The sequence below is a fragment of the Streptomyces sp. NPDC017529 genome, assembly GCF_044329785.1.
In the GTDB taxonomy this organism is placed as follows: domain Bacteria; phylum Actinomycetota; class Actinomycetes; order Streptomycetales; family Streptomycetaceae; genus Streptomyces.
This window is the reverse complement of record NZ_JBIRJY010000001.1, coordinates 764,013-781,309: the sequence shown is the minus strand read 5'-3', so window position 1 is coordinate 781,309 and position 17,297 is coordinate 764,013. Positions and strand designations below refer to the sequence as shown.

19 protein-coding genes are annotated in these 17,297 nt (G+C 74.3%); 7 read left to right on the top strand and 12 right to left on the bottom strand.

All coding sequences use genetic code 11. The features are described from left to right. Positions 1-13: 13 nt before the first annotated feature. From ACH4K4_RS03055 to ACH4K4_RS03025, 7 genes are all read right to left on the bottom strand, one after another. A complete protein-coding gene (locus ACH4K4_RS03055; RefSeq protein ID WP_398164349.1) occupies positions 14-616 on the bottom strand; it encodes a TIGR03086 family metal-binding protein in 603 nt (200 codons plus the stop codon). Beyond that, positions 616-966, bottom strand: a complete 351-nt coding sequence (locus ACH4K4_RS03050; protein ID WP_398164348.1) for a VOC family protein — start codon at positions 964-966, stop codon at positions 616-618. The genes ACH4K4_RS03055 and ACH4K4_RS03050 overlap by 1 nt, the downstream gene beginning before the upstream one ends. Positions 967-1,032: 66 nt before the next feature. Next, positions 1,033-2,211, bottom strand: coding sequence for a CapA family protein (locus tag ACH4K4_RS03045; protein ID WP_398164346.1), 1,179 nt, complete (start codon positions 2,209-2,211; stop codon positions 1,033-1,035). Positions 2,212-2,265: 54 nt separating this feature from the next. After that, a complete protein-coding gene (locus ACH4K4_RS03040) occupies positions 2,266-3,081 on the bottom strand; it encodes a class I SAM-dependent methyltransferase (RefSeq protein WP_398164344.1) in 816 nt (271 codons plus the stop codon). 80 nt (positions 3,082-3,161) lie between these two features. After that, positions 3,162-4,643, bottom strand: coding sequence for a bifunctional phosphatase PAP2/diacylglycerol kinase family protein (locus ACH4K4_RS03035; protein WP_398164343.1), 1,482 nt, complete (start codon positions 4,641-4,643; stop codon positions 3,162-3,164). 82 nt (positions 4,644-4,725) lie between these two features. Continuing rightward, positions 4,726-5,154 carry a CBS domain-containing protein gene (locus ACH4K4_RS03030; protein ID WP_398164342.1) on the bottom strand — a complete coding sequence of 143 codons (429 nt, stop codon included), beginning with the start codon at positions 5,152-5,154 and terminating at the stop codon, positions 4,726-4,728. 86 nt (positions 5,155-5,240) lie between these two features. After that, positions 5,241-5,561 carry a DUF2795 domain-containing protein gene (locus ACH4K4_RS03025; protein ID WP_398164341.1) on the bottom strand — a complete coding sequence of 107 codons (321 nt, stop codon included), beginning with the start codon at positions 5,559-5,561 and terminating at the stop codon, positions 5,241-5,243. 106 nt (positions 5,562-5,667) lie between these two features. Here ACH4K4_RS03025 and ACH4K4_RS03020 point away from each other — a divergent pair, with 106 nt between their 5' ends. The 3 genes from ACH4K4_RS03020 (at position 5,668) to ACH4K4_RS03010 (ending at position 7,406) form a co-directional block, all read left to right on the top strand. Continuing rightward, the gene (locus ACH4K4_RS03020) at positions 5,668-5,949 is read left to right on the top strand and encodes a DUF6158 family protein (protein WP_398164339.1); all 282 of its coding nucleotides are present in this window, start codon (positions 5,668-5,670) and stop codon (positions 5,947-5,949) included. Between the two features lie 504 nt (positions 5,950-6,453). Then, on the top strand, positions 6,454-6,855 hold the full coding sequence (locus tag ACH4K4_RS03015; protein ID WP_398164338.1) for a hypothetical protein: 402 nt from the start codon (positions 6,454-6,456) through the stop codon (positions 6,853-6,855). Between the two features lie 149 nt (positions 6,856-7,004). Then, positions 7,005-7,406 carry a phage holin family protein gene (locus ACH4K4_RS03010; protein ID WP_398164336.1) on the top strand — a complete coding sequence of 134 codons (402 nt, stop codon included), beginning with the start codon at positions 7,005-7,007 and terminating at the stop codon, positions 7,404-7,406. Positions 7,407-7,442: 36 nt separating this feature from the next. Here ACH4K4_RS03010 and ACH4K4_RS03005 read toward each other — a convergent pair whose 3' ends face one another. From ACH4K4_RS03005 to ACH4K4_RS02995, 3 genes are all read right to left on the bottom strand, one after another. After that, on the bottom strand, positions 7,443-8,318 hold the full coding sequence (locus ACH4K4_RS03005; RefSeq protein ID WP_398164334.1) for a geranyl diphosphate 2-C-methyltransferase: 876 nt from the start codon (positions 8,316-8,318) through the stop codon (positions 7,443-7,445). A gap of 33 nt (positions 8,319-8,351) precedes the next feature. Further along, positions 8,352-9,440 (bottom strand): cyclase, encoded by a 1,089-nt coding sequence (locus tag ACH4K4_RS03000; protein ID WP_398164332.1) that lies wholly within the window; start codon positions 9,438-9,440, stop codon positions 8,352-8,354. 202 nt (positions 9,441-9,642) lie between these two features. After that, positions 9,643-10,734: an enolase C-terminal domain-like protein gene (locus ACH4K4_RS02995; protein WP_398164330.1), complete on the bottom strand. Its 1,092-nt coding sequence runs from the start codon at positions 10,732-10,734 to the stop codon at positions 9,643-9,645. Positions 10,735-11,048: 314 nt separating this feature from the next. Here ACH4K4_RS02995 and ACH4K4_RS02990 point away from each other — a divergent pair, with 314 nt between their 5' ends. Further along, entirely contained in the window at positions 11,049-11,864 is an 816-nt protein-coding gene (locus tag ACH4K4_RS02990; protein WP_398164329.1) for a SigB/SigF/SigG family RNA polymerase sigma factor, read from the top strand. Between the two features lie 15 nt (positions 11,865-11,879). Here the strand turns inward: ACH4K4_RS02990 and ACH4K4_RS02985 are convergent, their stop codons facing one another. Beyond that, positions 11,880-13,112 carry a PAS domain-containing protein gene (locus tag ACH4K4_RS02985; protein ID WP_398164327.1) on the bottom strand — a complete coding sequence of 411 codons (1,233 nt, stop codon included), beginning with the start codon at positions 13,110-13,112 and terminating at the stop codon, positions 11,880-11,882. A gap of 194 nt (positions 13,113-13,306) precedes the next feature. On the opposite strand from ACH4K4_RS02985, the gene ACH4K4_RS02980 reads away from it, so the two are divergent. From ACH4K4_RS02980 to ACH4K4_RS02970, 3 genes are all read left to right on the top strand, one after another. Then, positions 13,307-14,113 (top strand): ANTAR domain-containing response regulator, encoded by an 807-nt coding sequence (locus ACH4K4_RS02980; protein WP_398164325.1) that lies wholly within the window; start codon positions 13,307-13,309, stop codon positions 14,111-14,113. 185 nt (positions 14,114-14,298) lie between these two features. Continuing rightward, positions 14,299-15,507 (top strand): aminotransferase class I/II-fold pyridoxal phosphate-dependent enzyme, encoded by a 1,209-nt coding sequence (locus ACH4K4_RS02975; protein WP_398164323.1) that lies wholly within the window; start codon positions 14,299-14,301, stop codon positions 15,505-15,507. Positions 15,508-15,617: 110 nt separating this feature from the next. After that, a complete protein-coding gene (locus tag ACH4K4_RS02970) occupies positions 15,618-16,694 on the top strand; it encodes an MBL fold metallo-hydrolase (RefSeq protein WP_398164322.1) in 1,077 nt (358 codons plus the stop codon). On the opposite strand, the gene ACH4K4_RS02965 is transcribed toward ACH4K4_RS02970, so the two are convergent. Beyond that, positions 16,691-17,284, bottom strand: coding sequence for a DedA family protein (locus ACH4K4_RS02965; protein WP_398164321.1), 594 nt, complete (start codon positions 17,282-17,284; stop codon positions 16,691-16,693). The two genes, ACH4K4_RS02970 and ACH4K4_RS02965, sit on opposite strands and share 4 nt — an antisense overlap. Positions 17,285-17,297 lie beyond the last annotated feature (13 nt).

The window sequence follows — 17,297 nt, the reverse complement described above, 5'->3', positions numbered from 1 at the left end:
GCGGCGCCGGCCGTCAGGCGCCGCCCGGCCAGGCGGGGGAGCGGCCGAGGAGGGACAGCACCCGGTCCAGGGCGGGCGCGGTGCCGGGTGCGGCCCGTACGGGACCGAAGGCGGCGTCCGGCCCCTCGCGCACCTCGCCGCCGGGTACCGCGCGGGCGATGTCCAGGGCGATCGCCAGGATCTCCGGGGCGAAGGCAACGCTCGTCCCGAGGGCCCTGGCCACGTCCCAGGCGTGCACGACGTTGTCCACGAAATGGAAGCCGATGCCCCGCTGGGCCCGGACCGTGACGTCCGGTCCCAGCTCGGGCAGCGCGAACCGGCGCTCAGATATGCCGGGTTCGGCGAACGCGGCGAGCACCTCGCGCGCCGACGCCGCGAACTGCTCGCCGGGCGCGCCGCCCGCCGGCCGCGGCGCGAAGTCGGCGGCCGAGACGGCCTGGCCGCGCGCGGCGGCCGCGAAACCGTGGTTCTGGCCCGTCATGTGGGCTGTCAGCTGCCCGAGGTTCCACGCGGCGCACGGGGTGGGCAGCCCGGCGTGCTCCGCGCGTACCCGTCCCACGATCTCGGTGACGGTGGCCATGACGGCCCGGTGCTGCGGGCGTATGTCGCCGGACATCAGGCCGCTTTCCGGTCGACGTACTCGAAGACCGAGCCGTCGGGGTGGCGGGCGACGAGGTTGCGGCCGATCGACGTCGGCAGCGGGCCCGCGATGATCTGCGCGCCGACCGCCGTCAGATCGGCCACCGCGTCGTCCACGTCCTTGACGGCGAGGGTGGCGGTGATCTTGCTGAGCACCGACAGCTGCGCCTCCGGGCCGCTCATCAGGAAGAAGCAGCCGACGGCCGCGACCGAGACGCCGCCGTGCCGGAAGCGCACCGCCTCCGAGCCGGTCAGCCGTTCGTACACGCCGATCGCGGCGTCGAGGTCGGTCACGCACACCCGCAAGGAGGTCCCCAGAATGTCCATGGGAACGAGCGTAGTTGGGGTGCCTCCGCGACGCGATCAGTTGGGGAATTACGTCACCGGGCGGCGTCAACCGGTCATCGCGAGGCCGTCGGCGGCGGCGCCGCGCGACAGGACGGTCTCGCGGATCGCGTCGCGGGCCCGCGCGTGCGCGCTGCCGCGCGGCGCGTCCGGGCGCAGCGGGACGACGCGGAACGCGTTGCCGACGTCGGTGAGCTGGGGGACGAACTCCGCCTTGGCCACGGTCCAGCGCCTGCCCGCAGCGCCGGGCGGCGCGAAGGTGAAGCGGGCCATCGAACTCTGGTTGCCGCGGGAGTCCACCGCGCCCTGCGGGTTGTACATGTAGCCGGCGAGCTGGTCGCCCATGCCGTACACCACCCACGTGCCGTTGACCTTCTCGTACGCCTGCGGCACGTGGGCGTGGGTGCCGAGGATCAGGTCGATGTCGGGGCGGCCGCCGGTCCGGGCGGCGGTGAGGGCGCGGGAGAGGGTGCGCTGCTGCTCGTCGGGTTCCTGCTGCCATTCGGTGCCCCAGTGGAGGCTGACCACGACGACGTCGGCCCCCGCGCGGCGGGCGGCCCGCGCGTCGGCGAGGATCCTGTCCCGGTCGATGAGGCCGACCGCCCAGGGCTGCCCTTCGGGCAGGGCGATGCCGTTGGTGCCGTAGGTGTAGGCGAGTTGTGCGACCGTCGCGCGGCCGGCCTTGAGGAGGGCGGGGCGGGCGGCCTCGGAGGCGGAGCGGGCGGAGCCGGCGTGCCGCACGCCGGCCGCGTCCAGGGCGTCGAGGGTGCGGCGCACCCCGGCTGCTCCGGCGTCCAGGGTGTGGTTGGAGGCGGTGGAGCAGGAGTCGTAGCCGGTGGCCTTGAGGGCGGCGGCGACCTGCGGCGGCGACATGAAGGCGGGGTAGCCGGTGAAGGGGCCGCCGTCCTCGCCGTACACCGTCTCCATGTGGCAGATCGCCAGGTCGGCGTCGGTGACCAGGGGACGGACCCCGGCGAGCATGGGGCCGAAGTCGTGGCCGCTGCCGTGCGCGTCCTTGCGGGCCTGCTCGATGATCTCGGTGTGCGGGAGCACGTCGCCGGTGGCCAGGAGGGTGAAGCCGCCGGGAACGGCGGCCTTGGCGGGGGGCCGGGAAGCGGCGCCGGCGCCGGGCCGTCCCGCGGCGGGCTGCTGGGGGCCGCAGCCCGCCGCCAGGAGCGTCACCGCCGCCAGGGCGGCCAGGACGGCCGGTCCGTGCGTTCGTGTCACGAACCCTTCATACAGCGATATAGGGGGTGATACGGAAATATGCGGGCGTTCGGGTCAGACCCGGCAGAGGATCTCGCCGTGCAGGATGCCGAACCAGGCGTCCTCCCGCGCGCCCCACTCCCGCCACGCGTCCGCGATCCGCGCCAGCTCGCCCGTGGTGGCGTGGCCGCCGTCGACCGCCAGCCCGGCGTACGCGGAGGCGACGGTCCGGTCCGCCCAGAGCCCGCTCCACCAGGCGCGCTCCCCGGGCGTCGCGTAGCACCACGCGGTGGCGGACGAGGTGATCGCGGAGTCGGCGAAGCCGGCCTGGCGGGCCCAGGCGCGCAGCCGCCGGCCCGCGTCCGGCTCGCCGCCGTTGGCGCGGGCCACCCGGCGGTACAGATCCAGCCAGCCGTCCATGCCGTCGACCGCCGGGTACCAGGTCATGGCCGCGTAGTCCGCGTCGCGGACGGCGACGATCCCGCCCGGCGCGGTGACGCGCCGCATCTCGCGCAGCGCCCGGACCGGGTCGCCCACGTGCTGGAGCACTTGGTGGGCGTGGACGACGGAGAAGGAGGCGTCGGGGAAGTCCAGTGCGTGGACGTCACCGGTCACGAAGCGGACGTTGTCCAGGCCGCGCCCCGCGGCGGTGGCCCGCGCCTGCTCCAGTACGTCCGGGGCGTGCTCCAGCCCGGTCACCCGCCCGTCCGGCACCAGCGCGGCCAGGTCGGCCGTGATGGTGCCGGGGCCGCAGCCGACGTCCAGGACCTCCATGTCCGGTTCGAGCGCGTCCAGCAGGTACGCCGCCGAGTTGGCGGCGGTGCGCCAGGTGTGCGAGCGCAGGACGGACTCGTGGTGGCCATGGGTGTAGACGGCGGACTCGTGCGGCATGGCGGACGGCTCCTTCGCGCTCCCGGTCGGTGGTGGGGAAACCGTACGCCGGGTGATCGTATCCTGAGAATGCCGTCTCGTTATTCGGGCAGAAGGCGGTAGACCGTCAGCGCCTCGTTCTCCTTGCAGATCGTCAACTCGCGCGGCGCCGGCGCCACTTCGCCGTCGTACGCGAGCACGCTGCCCTCCGCCAGGCCGCCGATCCGCACCGACCGCACCCGGGACTCGCTCAGGACGGGGGAGTGCCGCAGCGCACCCGTCAGGGCCGCGGTCAGCAGCCGCGTACGGGCCAGCCGCCCGCCGTGCACCACGCGTACGTCGAGCACGCCGTCCGCCAGGTCGTGCCGGCGCACCGGCGCCAGGCCGAGCCCGCGGTACGCGCAGTTGCCCGCGAACAGCAGCCACAGCTCCCGGCGCTTCCCGTTGACCTCCAGCGTCACCGGGTCGGCCGTGCGCAGCACCTTCCAGGCGGCCAGCACCCCGGCGGGCCAGGCGCCGATCCGGCCCGCCCACTCCTCCCGTACGCGCACCAGTTCCGGGTACGCGCCGACGGAGAACGTGTTCAGGAAGTAGCTCGGCTCGCCGCCCGGCGTGGTGCGGAACCCGGCCAGGTCCACCGCGACCGCCTCCCCGGTCTCCACCGCGCGCGCGGCGTCCCCGAGCGTCTCGACGCCCAGGTCGTACGCGAAGTGGTTGCGGGTGCCGCCCGGGAGCACCGCCAGCGGCAGGCCGTGCCGTGCCGCGACCACCGCCGCGGCGTTGACCGTGCCGTCGCCGCCCAGTACGCCCAGCGCACCACCGGCCTGCTTGGCCTGCTCCGCGGCCTCCTCCAGCGCCTTGTCGATCGGCGGGGACTCCGGGTCGCCGCACAGCACGACCTCGGCCTTCGGCAGGACGTTGCGCACCTCCTGCACCCGGTCGGGGCGCGACCCCGTGCGCTGCCCGGACGCGTGGTTGGCCACCACGAACAGCCCCCGGCCGCCGGGCAGCGAGGGCGCGTCGGCCGCGGGCCGCGCCGGGGGCGCCAGCTGCGCCCTGGTCGGCGCGAGGCCGCGTACCGCGAGGGCCGCGCCCACGCCGAGCGCGGCCCCCGCCAGTACGTCACCGGGGTAGTGGACGCCGGTGTAGACGCGGGAGAACGCCACCGAGGCGGCGACCGGGGCCAGCGCCAGGCCCCACCACTTGTTCTCGAAGGCGACGCCGGTGGCGAAGGCCGCGGCGGAGGCGGCGTGGCCGGAGGGGAAGGACGTGGTGAACGGCTGGCGGCTCAGCTGCCGTATGACCGGCACGGCGTCCAGCAGCGGCCGGTCGCGCCGTACGGAGCGCTTGCCCAGAGTGTTCACCGTCGCCGACGCCGCCGCCAGCGACGCCACCCCGCGCAGCGCGGCCCGCCGCACGGGCCGCCCGCCGAGGGCGGCCGCGCCCGCCGCGATCCCCATCCACAGGAGTCCGTGGTCGGCGGTGCGGGTCAGCCGTGGCAGCACGCGCTGCGCGCCCGGCCAGTGCCGTGACGCGATGCTGTCGAAAATCTCGCGGTCCCAGGTGCTCAGCAGCTTTCGCATGCGCCACCTGTACCCCAAAGGGCGGGGCGCAGACAGCAGCCCCACCGTGCCCGGCGTCGTCCGCCTCATCCGCAACTGGCTCCTATCGTAATAAACCGGACGGTCGGGCCCGGCTGATGTCCGCGAGCGCCGAGTCCGGGTCCTGGGCCCTGGCCAGGTCGCCGATGCTGACCACCCCCACCGGCGTCCCGTTCTCGACCACCGGCAGCCGCCGGACCGCGTTCGTGCGCATCAGCGTCACCGCCGCGCTGATGTGCTCGTCCGGGCCGACGCAGACGGGCTCCGGCGTGCACACCGAGCGGCAGGACACGGCGAGCGGATCGACGCCGTCGGCCACCGCGCGCAGGGTGATGTCGCGGTCGGTGACCACGCCCAGCAGGACGCCGTCCTCCGCCACCAGGACGTCGCCGATGTCCTGCGCGCGCATCAGCTGCGCCGCCTCGACGAGCGAGGCATCCGGCAGGACCGCCGCAACGGCCGGGGTCATGACGTCCCTTACCAACTGTGCCATTGCTGTTCGCCTTCTCTCGTTGGGGCCGGTGGTGGGCGCTGCGGTGACGGCCGGGCGGCCCGGGGCACACGAGCGCCCCGGGCCCGTCAGCCCGGGGCGTCGTCCAGGAGCGCGCTGACCACATCCGGCACGTCGCGGAACAGCTCGTCCGGCGGCAGCGCCCGTAACGCCTGCACCAGCTGGTCCGGTGCCCGCCGCGCCAGCAGCTCGCGCACCAGCGCCCGCCGCTTCGCGGGGAACCGCTCGCGCTCCAGGTGCCGCGCCAGTTCGAAACGCAGCAGCTCCCTCGTGTCCCAGCGGCCGGGGTACGGCCGCGCCGGGCGGCCCGGGGAGCCCGGGGCGCCGGAACGGCCCGCGGAGCCGGGGCCCGGCCTGGTGGTGAGTGGGGTGAGGAATGCGGGTTCCATGTCTCCCTCCGGGGGCTTGCTCCGGGACTTCCGCCGGACGTGTCCGGGTGGTTGTGCCGCGGCGGGTACCCGAAGGGACGCACCCGACACGGAGGGAGAGATCCTGATGCCGACCCACGACACGTCCTCGGACCCCGCGCGGTCCGTGGAGACGAAGGACACCACCCCGGGCGTCCCGCCCGCACGGCTGGACGAACAGCAGCTGCTGCGCGAGCTGGAAACCATCCACCGCACCCGCCACGACACCCTGCTGCACGGTTCGCCCGACGCGCTCGCCACACACAACGCGCGCATGGCGGAACTGGAAGGCGAGTACCTGCGCCGTCATCCCCGGCGCCGGGTGGCCCCCGGACGTACCCGCTCGGGCGCCCGGGCCCGCACCGGATGAGCGGCCCGCACACTCTCGTCACATCGGATGTTTGACGCCGCGCGGAGCAGGTACCCGGTCCCCAGGCCGAGCGGCCACGGAGGAAAGCACGGGGAACGGGCACCGGAAAAGGGGTAAGTGGGCAGGGCGTTCGGGCGCGGGATGTGGGGTCCCGCGCCCGAACTGCTGCGTGGGGGCTTGTCGTTTTCTTGTGCGGCCCGGGACCTGCCAAAGGTGAGCGCACTTCAGTGGCGGTGCCGTGCTGAGTCACCGGAGGCGAGGCCCGGGCCGCCTGATTGCGGGAAATAGGGGCTTGGGGGCCGATCCCCGTTCCTTGTGGCATGTGCAGTCTCATTGCTATGGTCCAGACCTGCTCTGTTCAGCGCAACTCTCCCGCATGCCCGCGGAGTTACGAGTCCCGCGCCCGGAACGCCCGTCTCGCGTACGCGGCCTGTTACCGGCCCGGATCGGAGAAATGTGTCACCTGCCGCCCTTCGTGCTGCGAAATGCGGCCGCAACGCTGTCGTGCTCGCATTCGTCGTCGCGGCGGCTCTTCTCTCCTCCGCCTGCTCCGCTACGTCACCACCGGACGGTGGGAGCGGGGCCTCCGCGAAGCCGAAGATCGAGGTCCGTAACGCCTTCGCGCGAATGCAAGCACGTCTTTACGAAGGCTGCGGTCAATCGAAGGAGTATTGCGCGAGCTATCTCGACAGCTCCGTGGAAAACCTGGACTTCCTGCTGCGGGCGATGAACGAGGATCCTAAAGGTGCTGATCACTTCGCCGCACCAGTGAAGTGGATCAAGGAGATGCAGGAGAAGGTCCCTGACCACTCCGGCGGGGCCATCGTGAAGCACGAGGCGGAAATCGTGCAGACCATGAAGCGCGTCAACGAGTGGATGCAAGGGCATCCGGAGGACTACAGATGAAGAAGCTCGTACGGGCCACGGCCAGACCTGCCGGCGTTGCCGCCCTGCCGGTCGCACTGGGGCTGGTATGAGGCTGCTGGGCGAGCAGGGGAACTGCCCGGCGCCGGCGCGCCAGTTACAGGCGCGCGCCCCGGGGTACCCGCCGCGCCATGACCGACAAGACCACTGAGAACACCACCATCGGCGGACTCGCGGAACCGGTCGTGCGGGCGGTACGGGAAGAGATCCACCATGAGGCGGGCCTGATCCGCGAGGAACTGCGCAACGAGCTGCGTGAGCAGACGCGGCAGCGCAGCCTGCGGATGTACGGCGGTGCCGCGGTCGCCGCGCTGTACGGCGGCGGCACGTTCACCGTCTTCCTGGTGCTGGCCGCCGGCCTCGCCGTGCCCGCCTGGGTGGCGGCCCTGGTCGTCACCGTGATGCTCGGCGCCCTGGCCGTGGTCCTGAAGAACGCCGCGGGCCGCCGCCCGCGCCGCCACCACGACCACCACGACCTCCTCGGCTTCCACGGCCGCCCGGAGCGCCCGCGCCGGCCGGTCGGGCAGCGGTAGCGGCGGCGGCCCGGACCGCCGCCGCCACCGCGGGCCTCACACGCGGTCGGCGGCGATCAGCAGGTACTGGAAGCTGCCGTTGCGGTACGCCGTCAGAAAGGTTTCCTCAATGCCCGTGACCAGGTGGTCGGCCTGCCGCCGCAATTCCCAGTAGGGCAGCGCGGCCTCCGTCAGGTCCTGGACGTGCACGGGGACGAGCCGGTGGCGGGCCATGGCGCGGAAGTACGCCGAGCGGGGATGGATGTCGCAGATGTAGTGGGCGTTGATGAGGGACACCTCGCGGGAGGCCCGCCCGTAGGCGTCGTTGTAGCAGCCGGTGATCACCACATAGCGCCCGCCGCGCCGCAGCAGCCGCGCGTGCTCGGCGAACAGCAGGTCCAGCTCGACGTACATGGTCGACTCGTTGTTCCAGGACGCCGCGTACGCGCCGGAGGCGAAGCCGGTGTCGAGCATGTTGCGGTGGTGGTAGCGCACCTTGTCGTCGATGCCGCGCTTGCGGGCCTGCTCGTTGGCGAAGTCGGCCTGCTTGGCGGAGATGGTGGCCCCGTCGGCGTGACAGCCGTGGCGCAGGTGCGCGACCACGCTGCCGCCGCCGCGCCCGCACCCGGCGTCGAAGACGCGGTCGGCGGGGGAGAGGACACCGAGGTGGGAGGCGAGCAGCTCGGCCTGGGCGTGCTCCAGCCGGTGCAGTTCGCCGGTGACCCGTTCGCGGCGCCGCACGGGGTCCCGCTCGTCCAGCACCGACCGGTCGGCGTCCCCGATGCCGTAGTGGTGGTGGTAGAGGTCGTCGATCTTTCCGAGTTCGAGGTTGACCGGGTTCTCCTCGGCGTTCCAGTAGTCCGCGACGCGGGACTGGTACGTGGACTGGGTCGGCACCTCAGAGCGTGCGGTGCCGATGTGCGCGGTGGTCAACGGTGGCTCCTTGCTGTGCTGCGCTGGTTCGGTCTACCAGTAGTTGGGCAGGTGGTAGCGGTCGGAGTTGGTGGCGTGCCACTCGTGGTTGCCGGCCACCCAGTCGGACAGGCTCCGGGTGTACCGCTCCACGAGGGGCGAGGCGGCGGCCAGCACGGCCGACTCCGTCTCGTACGCCTCCATGACCTGGTTGTGGATCTCGACGCTCTTCAGGTAGGCGGCCTTCAGGCCGCGCCCGTCGTTGGCGGCGACCACTTGCGGCAGGTTCAGGTGGTCGGGGTCGCTCGCCAGTTCCTTGGTGAAGGAGTACAGGTCGTTGACGATGGTGGTGGCGTTGCAGGCCAGCGCGGTGATCCGCTGGATCTCGGGGCGGGCGTAGACCGCCTCGGGCAGTTCGTAGCCGTCCACGGCGTCGACGACGGACAGGCAGGGGCGGAAGTTGTTGAACTGCCGCATCACCAGGTACTCACCGACCTTCGGCACGTGCCGCGTCTGCGCCCAGGACGCCTCGGCGAGATAGCCGAGGTGCAGCCGGGCCATGTCGTGGACGAACCGGTTGGCCTGGCTGGGGGTGGCGAGAGCCGCGTAGTCCTGCATCGCCCAGTAGTACGCGCGCAGCGGCCCGTCGGCCTGTACGCCGCTGCGCCACTCCTCCTCCGTCTCCGGGGTGCCGTGGAACGGGTCGAGGGCCGACTGGGCCATGATCAGGCGGCCGCCCAGGCCGCGGCGCGCGCCGCCCCTGCCCTCGTCCTCCTCGCAGTAGCAGCTGTCGACGATGTTCTCGGCCAGCAGGAACTCGCCGGCGACGGTGAGGCGGTCGAGGTCGGCGGCCGCCGGGTGCTGCAGGACGACGGCCCGGCCGAACCGGAACTCCGCGAAGTCACCGGACCACGCCGCGGGGAACAGGTCCAGCCGGCGGGCCCAGTCCTCCAGTCTGCGGTCGACCTCCGCGGCCTTCTCCGGGTCGGCGGGGGCGGCGGGCCGGTACCGCAGCCCGGGGACGGTGCCGCCGCGCCGGGTCGGCCGGGCGCGGACGAGGCTCGGCGGACCGGGCAGCGAGAAGGCGGTGGGCCGGAGGGCGGGTTCCTCGGCGGGGCCGGCGACACGGTCCGGTACGGACACGGATTCCTCCCGGGGGGCGCGAACAGGAGTGACGCGTACGGCCGTTGATGCATGAGGTGACCGTGCGCGGCAACAAGCCAAACAGGCGGGAGTGCACGCCGGTACGGCGTGAAGGGGGGCGCCTTCGCGTTCGGGATGCACAAACCCCGTGACGAAGCAGGACGGCGCACGGCCGTGCCGTCGCGCGCCGGGTGACGGCGCGTCACAGCACCCGGTATGTGGTCGCCTCCTCGTGGCGGAATTCGAGGCCGTGGCCCGGGAGGTGCTTGGCGCCGGGCCGGATGGTGCCGCCCGAAGGGTCGAGTCCGCCGTCGAAGAGCATGGACTCGATGCGCACGTGGTCATGGAACCACTCGATGTGCCGCAGGTTCGGCACGCAGGCGGCCGGGTGGGCGTGGACGTGCGGCGCGCAGTGGGCGGAGACCTCCAGGCCGTGCGCCTCGGCGAGGGCCGCGGCGCGCAGCCAGACGGTCAGGCCGCCGCACCGGGTGGCGTCGACCTGGAGGCAGTCCACGACCGGCGCCATCCGCGCGAAGTACGGCAGGTCGTACCCGTACTCGCCGGCCGCCACGTCGCAGACCACCAGGTCGCGGACGACCGCCAGACCCGCGAGGTCGTCGGAGGACACCGGCTCCTCGAACCAGCCCACGCCCTGGTCGGCCAGCACCTGCCCGACCCGTACGGCCTGCTTGCGGGTGTAGGCGCCGTTGGCGTCCACGTACAGTTCGGCGCGCGGACCGATGGCGCGGCGGGCGTTGCGTACGCGGGACAGGTCGCGTTCGACGGCCCGGCCCCACTCCTCGCCGATCTTGATCTTGACCCGGCCGATGCCCTGTCCGTGCACCCACCCGTTCAACTGCGTGGCCAGGTGGGTGTCGTGGTAGGTGGTGAACCCCCCGGACCCGTACACCGGCACCGCGCTGCGCACGGCGCCGATCAGATGCATCAGCGGCAGCCCCAGCAGCCGCGCCTTGAGGTCCCACAGGGCGATGTCCACCGCGGACAGCGCGCAGGCGACCATGCCGGGGCGCCCCGCGTTGCGCACCGTCCGGCTCATGGCCTCGTACGCGCCCTGGACGTCCAGCGCGCTACGGCCGAGGACCGGCCGGGTGAGCAGGTCGCGCACCACCGAGCCCGCGTCCGCGGCGGCGTAGGTCCAGCCCAGGCCGGTGGTCGTACCCGATCTGGCCTCGACGACGATGAGGGTGGTGGTGTCCCAGGCGAGCGTGCCGTCGGCTTCGGGGGCATCGGTGGGGACGGTGTAGGCGGTGACGTCCAGCCGCTCGACGTTCATGTGGTGGGTGGCTCCTCTGCGGTCTCGGCGCGGTCCGCCCGTGGGTGCCGGTGCCGGTGTGACCCGGTGGGCGCCGGTTCGTGACCGGCAGTCAGCGGCCGTGCCGGACGGGTTACCGGCCACGCGGACCGGAAACCTGTCGGCCGGGCGGCCGATTCGTCCCGCGGGGCGTTTACCGGCACCGGTGACGGGCACGCGACCCGTGTGCTTCGGACCGGAGGCACGCCCGTGGGAGCGGACCTGCTCTCCGAGTGTGCACCCCGGCTGCGCTCCCACAGGGGACACCCCCGTCCACCGATCAGGGAGCCGAGACCATGCCCTCTGTACTTACCGAGCACCGACCGGGCACCCAGAACAAGCACCCGCACGACGATGCCCCCGATACCAGCGCGGACTTCCGCAGGCTGGCGGCGCTTCCCGAGGGGCCGGAGCGCGACGCGCTGCGCCAGAGCATCGTCTGCGCCTGGATCCCGATGGCCGAACGCCTCGCGCGGCAGTTCCGCAACCGCGGCGAGACCACCGAGGACCTGACCCAGGTCGCCGCACTCGGCCTGGTCAAGGCCGTCGACCGCTACGACCCGGACCGGGGCAGCGCCTTCGAGAGCTTCGCCGTGCCGACGATCGTCGGCGAGGTCAAGCGGCACTTCCGCGACCACATGTGGGGCCTGCACGTGCCCCGGCGCGTCCAGGAACTGCGCAACCGCGTCCGCGCGGCCACCCAGGAACTCACCCACGCGCCCGACGACCACCGCCCCGCCGCCCGGGACATCTCCCGGCACACCGGCATGACGCTGGAAGAGGTGCTGCTCGGCCTGGAGGCGCTGGAGAGTTACTCGACGCTCTCCCTGGACGCCGAACTGCCCGGCGCCGACGACGGGTACGCGCTCGTCGACACCCTCGGCGGCCCGGAGCCCGGATTCGACCTCGTCGTCGACCGCGAGGCGGTCCGCACCAAGTTACGGATGCTGCCCGAGCGCGAGCGGCAGATCCTCTACCTGCGGTTCTTCTGCGACATGACGCAGAGCCGGATCGCCGACCGGCTCGGCATCTCGCAGATGCACGTCTCGCGGCTGATCAACCGCACCTGCACGCGGCTGTGCGCCCAGGCGGGCGGCAGCGAGGCGGCGTGACCGACGGCAGCGCCATCAGGGGTGCAGCGCGCGCCCCAGGTGGCGGGCCATCCGGTCGACGGCGCCCGCCTCCGCCATGCTGAAGGCCCGGCGCCCGCCCGTGCGCAGCAGCGTCAGGACGCCCCGCACGGGACCCGACTCCGTCCGGAGCGGGACGCACAGCAGCGAGGTCACCTCGGCGCGGGCCAGTACCGGCGCGCCCTCGGCGTCGTGCCCGAACGCGCCCAGGTCCTCCGGACGCACCTGGAGGTTGGCGTTGCCCGCGCGGGCCGCCTCGACCACGACAGGGCAGTCACCGGGAGGCTGCGAGGCGAGCGTCGCGGTCAGGGCGTCCGTCCCGTCCGGGGCCGTGGTCTTCTCCGTACCGTCGTCGTACGCGTCGTCGCCGTCGTACGGGGTGCGCTGCCCGGACCCCCCGGCCCCGTACACCGCCACCCGCAGCAGCGGGCCGCCGCTGCCGGCCACCAGGTCGGCTATCACCCAGTCGGCGAACCGGCCGCCCAGGACGCGGGCCGCCCGGTCGAGTACGGAGGCGGGCTCGCGCGGCGACTCCAGGAGCGCCATGGTCATGTCGTCCAGGAGGTCCATCAGCTCGGCGTTGCGCGTCACCTCGGACAGGCCGGGCCGCGGCGTGCCCACCCGCCGGGCGCCGTCCCGGCGGTCCGCTGCGAGCGTGTCGGGGCCGGTGTGGAAGACCGTGAGCACGGACGTGCCCGGCTCGCCCTGGGGGCGCAGCGCCGTCATCGTCGCGCGCAGCGACTCGCCCTCCCGCCGGGCCCCGTCCGGGGGCGGCAGCAGCCGCACCACCAGGCTGCGGTCGCCCTCGTTGCGGGAGACCGCGGCCACCTGGGAGCGGAAGGCGGCCCGCGCCTCGGGGGCGAGCGAGGCGGTGATCGGGCGGCCGGCGGCGTAACCGGCGCGCATGCCGAACAGGCGGGTACCGGCGAAGTTGAGCCGCCGTATCACCGCGTCGGGGCCCAGCAGCGCGACCGCGAACGGCATCCGCTGGAACAGCGCCCGCAGCAGCTGCTGTTCGTCGGCGGCGCGCCGGGCGCCGTTGTCCCGCTCCGCGGGGGCACCCCGTTCGAAGCGCGGCAGGATCACGTCGACGACGTGCTGGAGCTCGAAGAGAGCGGCGTCCAGGACGGACAGCCGCTCCGTGGAAGGCAGGGCGCGGGCGGCGCGCAGCTCTTCGACTCGTCTGCGGAAATCGGTGAGTTCCGCCGCTACGCGTTCGACCTCGGCCATGCCTTCACGCTATCCGGTGTGCCGCGGGACCGGCCCCCCGAGGTGGCAAGCCGACCGGCCGCCGACGCCACAAGCACCGGAACTCGACGTGAAACAGGCGTTTTTGCCCTCGCCCACCGGGCAGCCGAACCGGTATGGGGCCCACGGCAGCCCGTCTACGGGCCCGAAGGGACTGACAGGAATTGGACGCAGCGATGCCCACCCACACCCTCTTCGCGACCGGGGCGCCCGACCTCGCCGAGGGGCCGTCCGCCCGCAGTCTCGCGCACCTCGCCGAACAGGCCGCCCGGTGCACCCCGGACAGTTGCGGCGCCGCCGCGACGGTCGGCACCGGCGGCGACGCCGCCGAAGCACCGGCCGCCGTCACCCACCCGGACCTGTCGGCCCTGGTCAGCGTGCAGTGGGAGTCCGGCGAAGGCCCGATTCCCGCGGCCCTGGACACCGGCCGGGCCACCGGCGCCGACGACCTCCTGCACGAGAGCCGCTGGCCCGAGTACCGGGCCAAGGCGCTGGAGGCCGGGGTACGCTCCAGCGCCACCCTCCCGTACCGCAGGGACGGCATCGCCCTCACCATCACCGTCTACGGCTTCCGGCCCGGCCTGAAGGTCGAGAAGGGCTGTACGGCCACCGACGTGCTCGGTGAGCTGGCCGCGACCGGGCTGGCCCGCGAGCGCCGCTACCGCGAGGTCCTCGTCGAGGTGGACCAGCTCGACACCGCCCTGCGCACCCGGCCGGTCGTCGACCAGGCATGCGGCATCCTCATGTACGTGCTGGGGTGCGACGCGGACACCGCGTTCGACGCGCTGCGCCGGCTGTCGCAGCGCACCAATCGCAAACTGTCGGACCTCGCCGGCGCCCTGGTCCGCACCCGCGGGCACGGGCTGGAGGCGGAGCTGCGGTGCCTCGGCGGGAACCCCCGTCAAGCGCGCCGCGCGGGCGCCCCGCACGACCCGGCGGACCCCGGCCCCGGCACCGCGCCGGGCACCGGCCGGGAGGCGTAGGCACCCCGCGGCCGCGCCCCGGCCCCACGGCCGTCCGGTGCCCCGGCGCGCGCCGGGGCACCCGCTCTCAGCCGACCGGTGACGTGTCGCCCCGCGCCCGGACCGCCGCGATCTGCAAAGGTGGTCGGGGCCCGCACTCATGTGATGGGCCCACGATCGACCTGCCGCGGAGTGTGGAGGTACGGATGCAGCGGACGGCCCTGGATCCGGCCCCGGAGCCGGATCCCCCGGCGGGGCTGCCGGTCCTCCCGGAACTCGCCGCGCACCTGTCCGCCGCCTCGGGCCGCACGGACCCCGAACCGCCCGGCGGCTCCCCGCCGCTGCGCGCCGCCGCCTGCGCCTACTGGGAGCGCCGCGGCCTGGAGACCGGTCCGGACCGCGTGCTCGCCGCGCCGGGCGCGCCCGCCCTGCTCCTGGCGCTGCTCGCCGCGGCCGGCGGCGGGGTCCTGCTGCCCCGCCCCTGCGCCGAGTGGTACGCGCCGGCCGCCCGGCTGCTCGGCCTGGAGGTGCACCCCACTCCCGTACCGGCCGAATCAGGCGGCGTTCCGGACGCGTTCGTGCTGCTGGAGACCGTGCGCCGGGCCCGGCTGGCCGGCGAGGGGCCGCGGGTCCTGCTGCTCTCCGTCGCCGACGACCCCAGCGGCACCTGCCCGCCGCCCGAGCTGGTGCACGAGGTGTGCGAGGCGGCCGCGGCGGACGGCCTGTGGATCATCAGCGACGAGACCGGCCGCGACCTGCTGCACGACCCGCACGACACGGTCGTGCTGAGCCCGGCGGAGATGCTGCCGGACGACGTCGTCGTCCTGGCCGACCTGCGGGCCACCCTCGTACCGGCCTCCTGGCCCGCCGCGCTGGCCCGCTTCCCCGCCACCGGGCGCGGCGCCACGCTGCGCGCCGCGGTACTGGAGCGGCTGGCGGCCCTGCGCACCCCGATGGCCGGCCCGGTCGCCCGCGCCGTCACCCACGCCCTCGGCGAGCCGGCGGCCGTACGCGCCCGCACCGCCGCCGCGGCCCGGCTGCACGGCGTGCTCGCCGGGGCGCTGCACCACACGCTCACCGAGGGCGGCGCCGTCTGCCGCCCGCCGCACGCGGGCAGCCACCTCTACGCGGACTTCGAACCGCTGCGCCCCGCCCTCGCCGCCCGGGGCGTCACCGGTCCCGCGCAGCTGGAAGCCGAGCTGGCGCCCTGGTCGGCCCGCGGCGGCCACCGCTTCGGCGACGATCCGCACGCGCTGCGGGTACGGCTGGGCACCGAGGCGCTGCTCGGCACCGGCACCGCGCACCGGCAGCGCGTCCTGGACGCCGGCGACCCCCTCCGGCTCCCGCACGTCACCGAGGCGCTGAGTTCCCTGTCCGCCACGCTCGCCGCCCTCGCGGTCCCCGGCCCCTCGTAGCCGGCCGGCCACGCCGCGGGCCCGCGCGCCGTCGCGCCGGCCGCCCGCGCCGCGGCCACCGACCCCGCCCGGCACCACCACCGGTCATGCCCACCGAATGGAGCTCCTCGATGACCGAACAGACCGAACGTTCCCTCACCGAGCCTCTCCCGCCCCCAGGACCCCACCCGTACCGGCACCCGCCCGCACCGGTCCGCCCCCTGAACGAGGTCAGGACGTGGCCGCGCGACTTCACCGACCGGCTCACCGCCCCGCTGCCCGGCGTCCGCGCCCTGGCCCGGATCGCCCGCGAAGGCAAACTGCGGCCGTCCGCCGAAGCGCTCCTCGGCATCCCCGACCTCCCCTTCGAACCCGGCCCGATGCCCCAGGCCGGCCCCCGGGACATCGCCGTGACCTGGGCGGGCCACGCCAGCTGGGTCCTGCGCATCGGCGGCCTGACCGTACTCACCGACCCCGTGTGGTCCCGCAAGATCCTGGGCACCCCGGCCCGGGTCACCCCGGTCGGCGTCCGCTGGCAGGACCTGCCGCCGGTCGACGCGGTCGTCGTCAGCCACAACCACTACGACCACCTCGACGCGCCCACCCTGAAACGCCTGCCGCCCGACACCCCGCTCCTGATGCCCGCCGGCCTCGCCCGCTGGGCGCGCCGCCGCCGCTTCACCCACGTCACCGACCTGGACTGGTGGGAGGCGGCCGAACTGCCGGGGCCCGAGGGCCCGGTCCGCTTCGACTTCGTGCCCGCCCACCACTGGAGCAAGCGCACCCTCACCGACACCTGCCGCTCCCTGTGGGGCGGCTGGGTGCTGACCGCCCCGGACGGGCGCCGGGTGTACTTCGCGGGCGACACCGGCTACGGCCACTGGTTCGAGGAGATCGGCGGCCGGTTCCCGGGCATCGACCTGGCGCTGCTGCCGATCGGCGCGTACGACCCGCGCTGGATGCTGCGCCCGGTGCACACCGACCCCGAGGAGGCGGTACGCGCCTGCCAGGACCTCGGCGCCCGCGCGATGGCCCCGATGCACTGGTCCACGTTCCTGCTGTCCGCCGAGGCGCCCTTGGAACCGCTGCGCCGCGTGCGTGCCGCCTGGGAGGCCACCGGCCGCCCGCGCGAGGAACTGTGGGACCTGGCGGTGGGCGCGTCGCGCTTCCTGGACGGCGGGCCGGCGGCAAGCGCGGACGAGGGCTAGGGAAGCGGTCCGCGGCGCAGCCGGCGCCACACCGCGGGGGCCGTGCTGATCACCAGCGTCAGCCCGACCGCCGCGGCCACCCCCTGCCACGGCTCGCTGCACAGCGAACCGCCCAGCAGGCCGATGAGCTGGTACGTCACCGCCCAGGCCAGGCAGGCCGGCAGGTCGCCGCGGGCGAAGGTCCGTACCGGCATCCGCGACAGCAGGCACGCCAGCATCACCGGGATCCGCCCGGCGGGCACCAGCCGGGACAGCACGAGCACCAGCACCCCGTGCTCGCGCAGCTTGGTCTGCGCCCGCGCCAGCCGCTCCGGCGTGGCGCGGTCGCGCAGCCGCTCCAGCCACCGCGTCCCGTTCCTGGAGCGCACACCGCGCCGCCCGAACCAGTACAGGCCCAGGTCCCCGAGGAAGGCGGCGAGCGCGGCGACCCCGAAGACCGCCGGCAGCGCCCACGGCGCGTCCTGGTGGAAGGCCACCACCGCGGCCGAGCTGACCACCGCGCCGGTGGGCACCACCGGCACCAGCGACCCCACCACAACCAGCAGGAACAGCGACGGATAGCCCACCACCTGCTGCGTCTCGGCGGGCACACCGCCCGCCAGG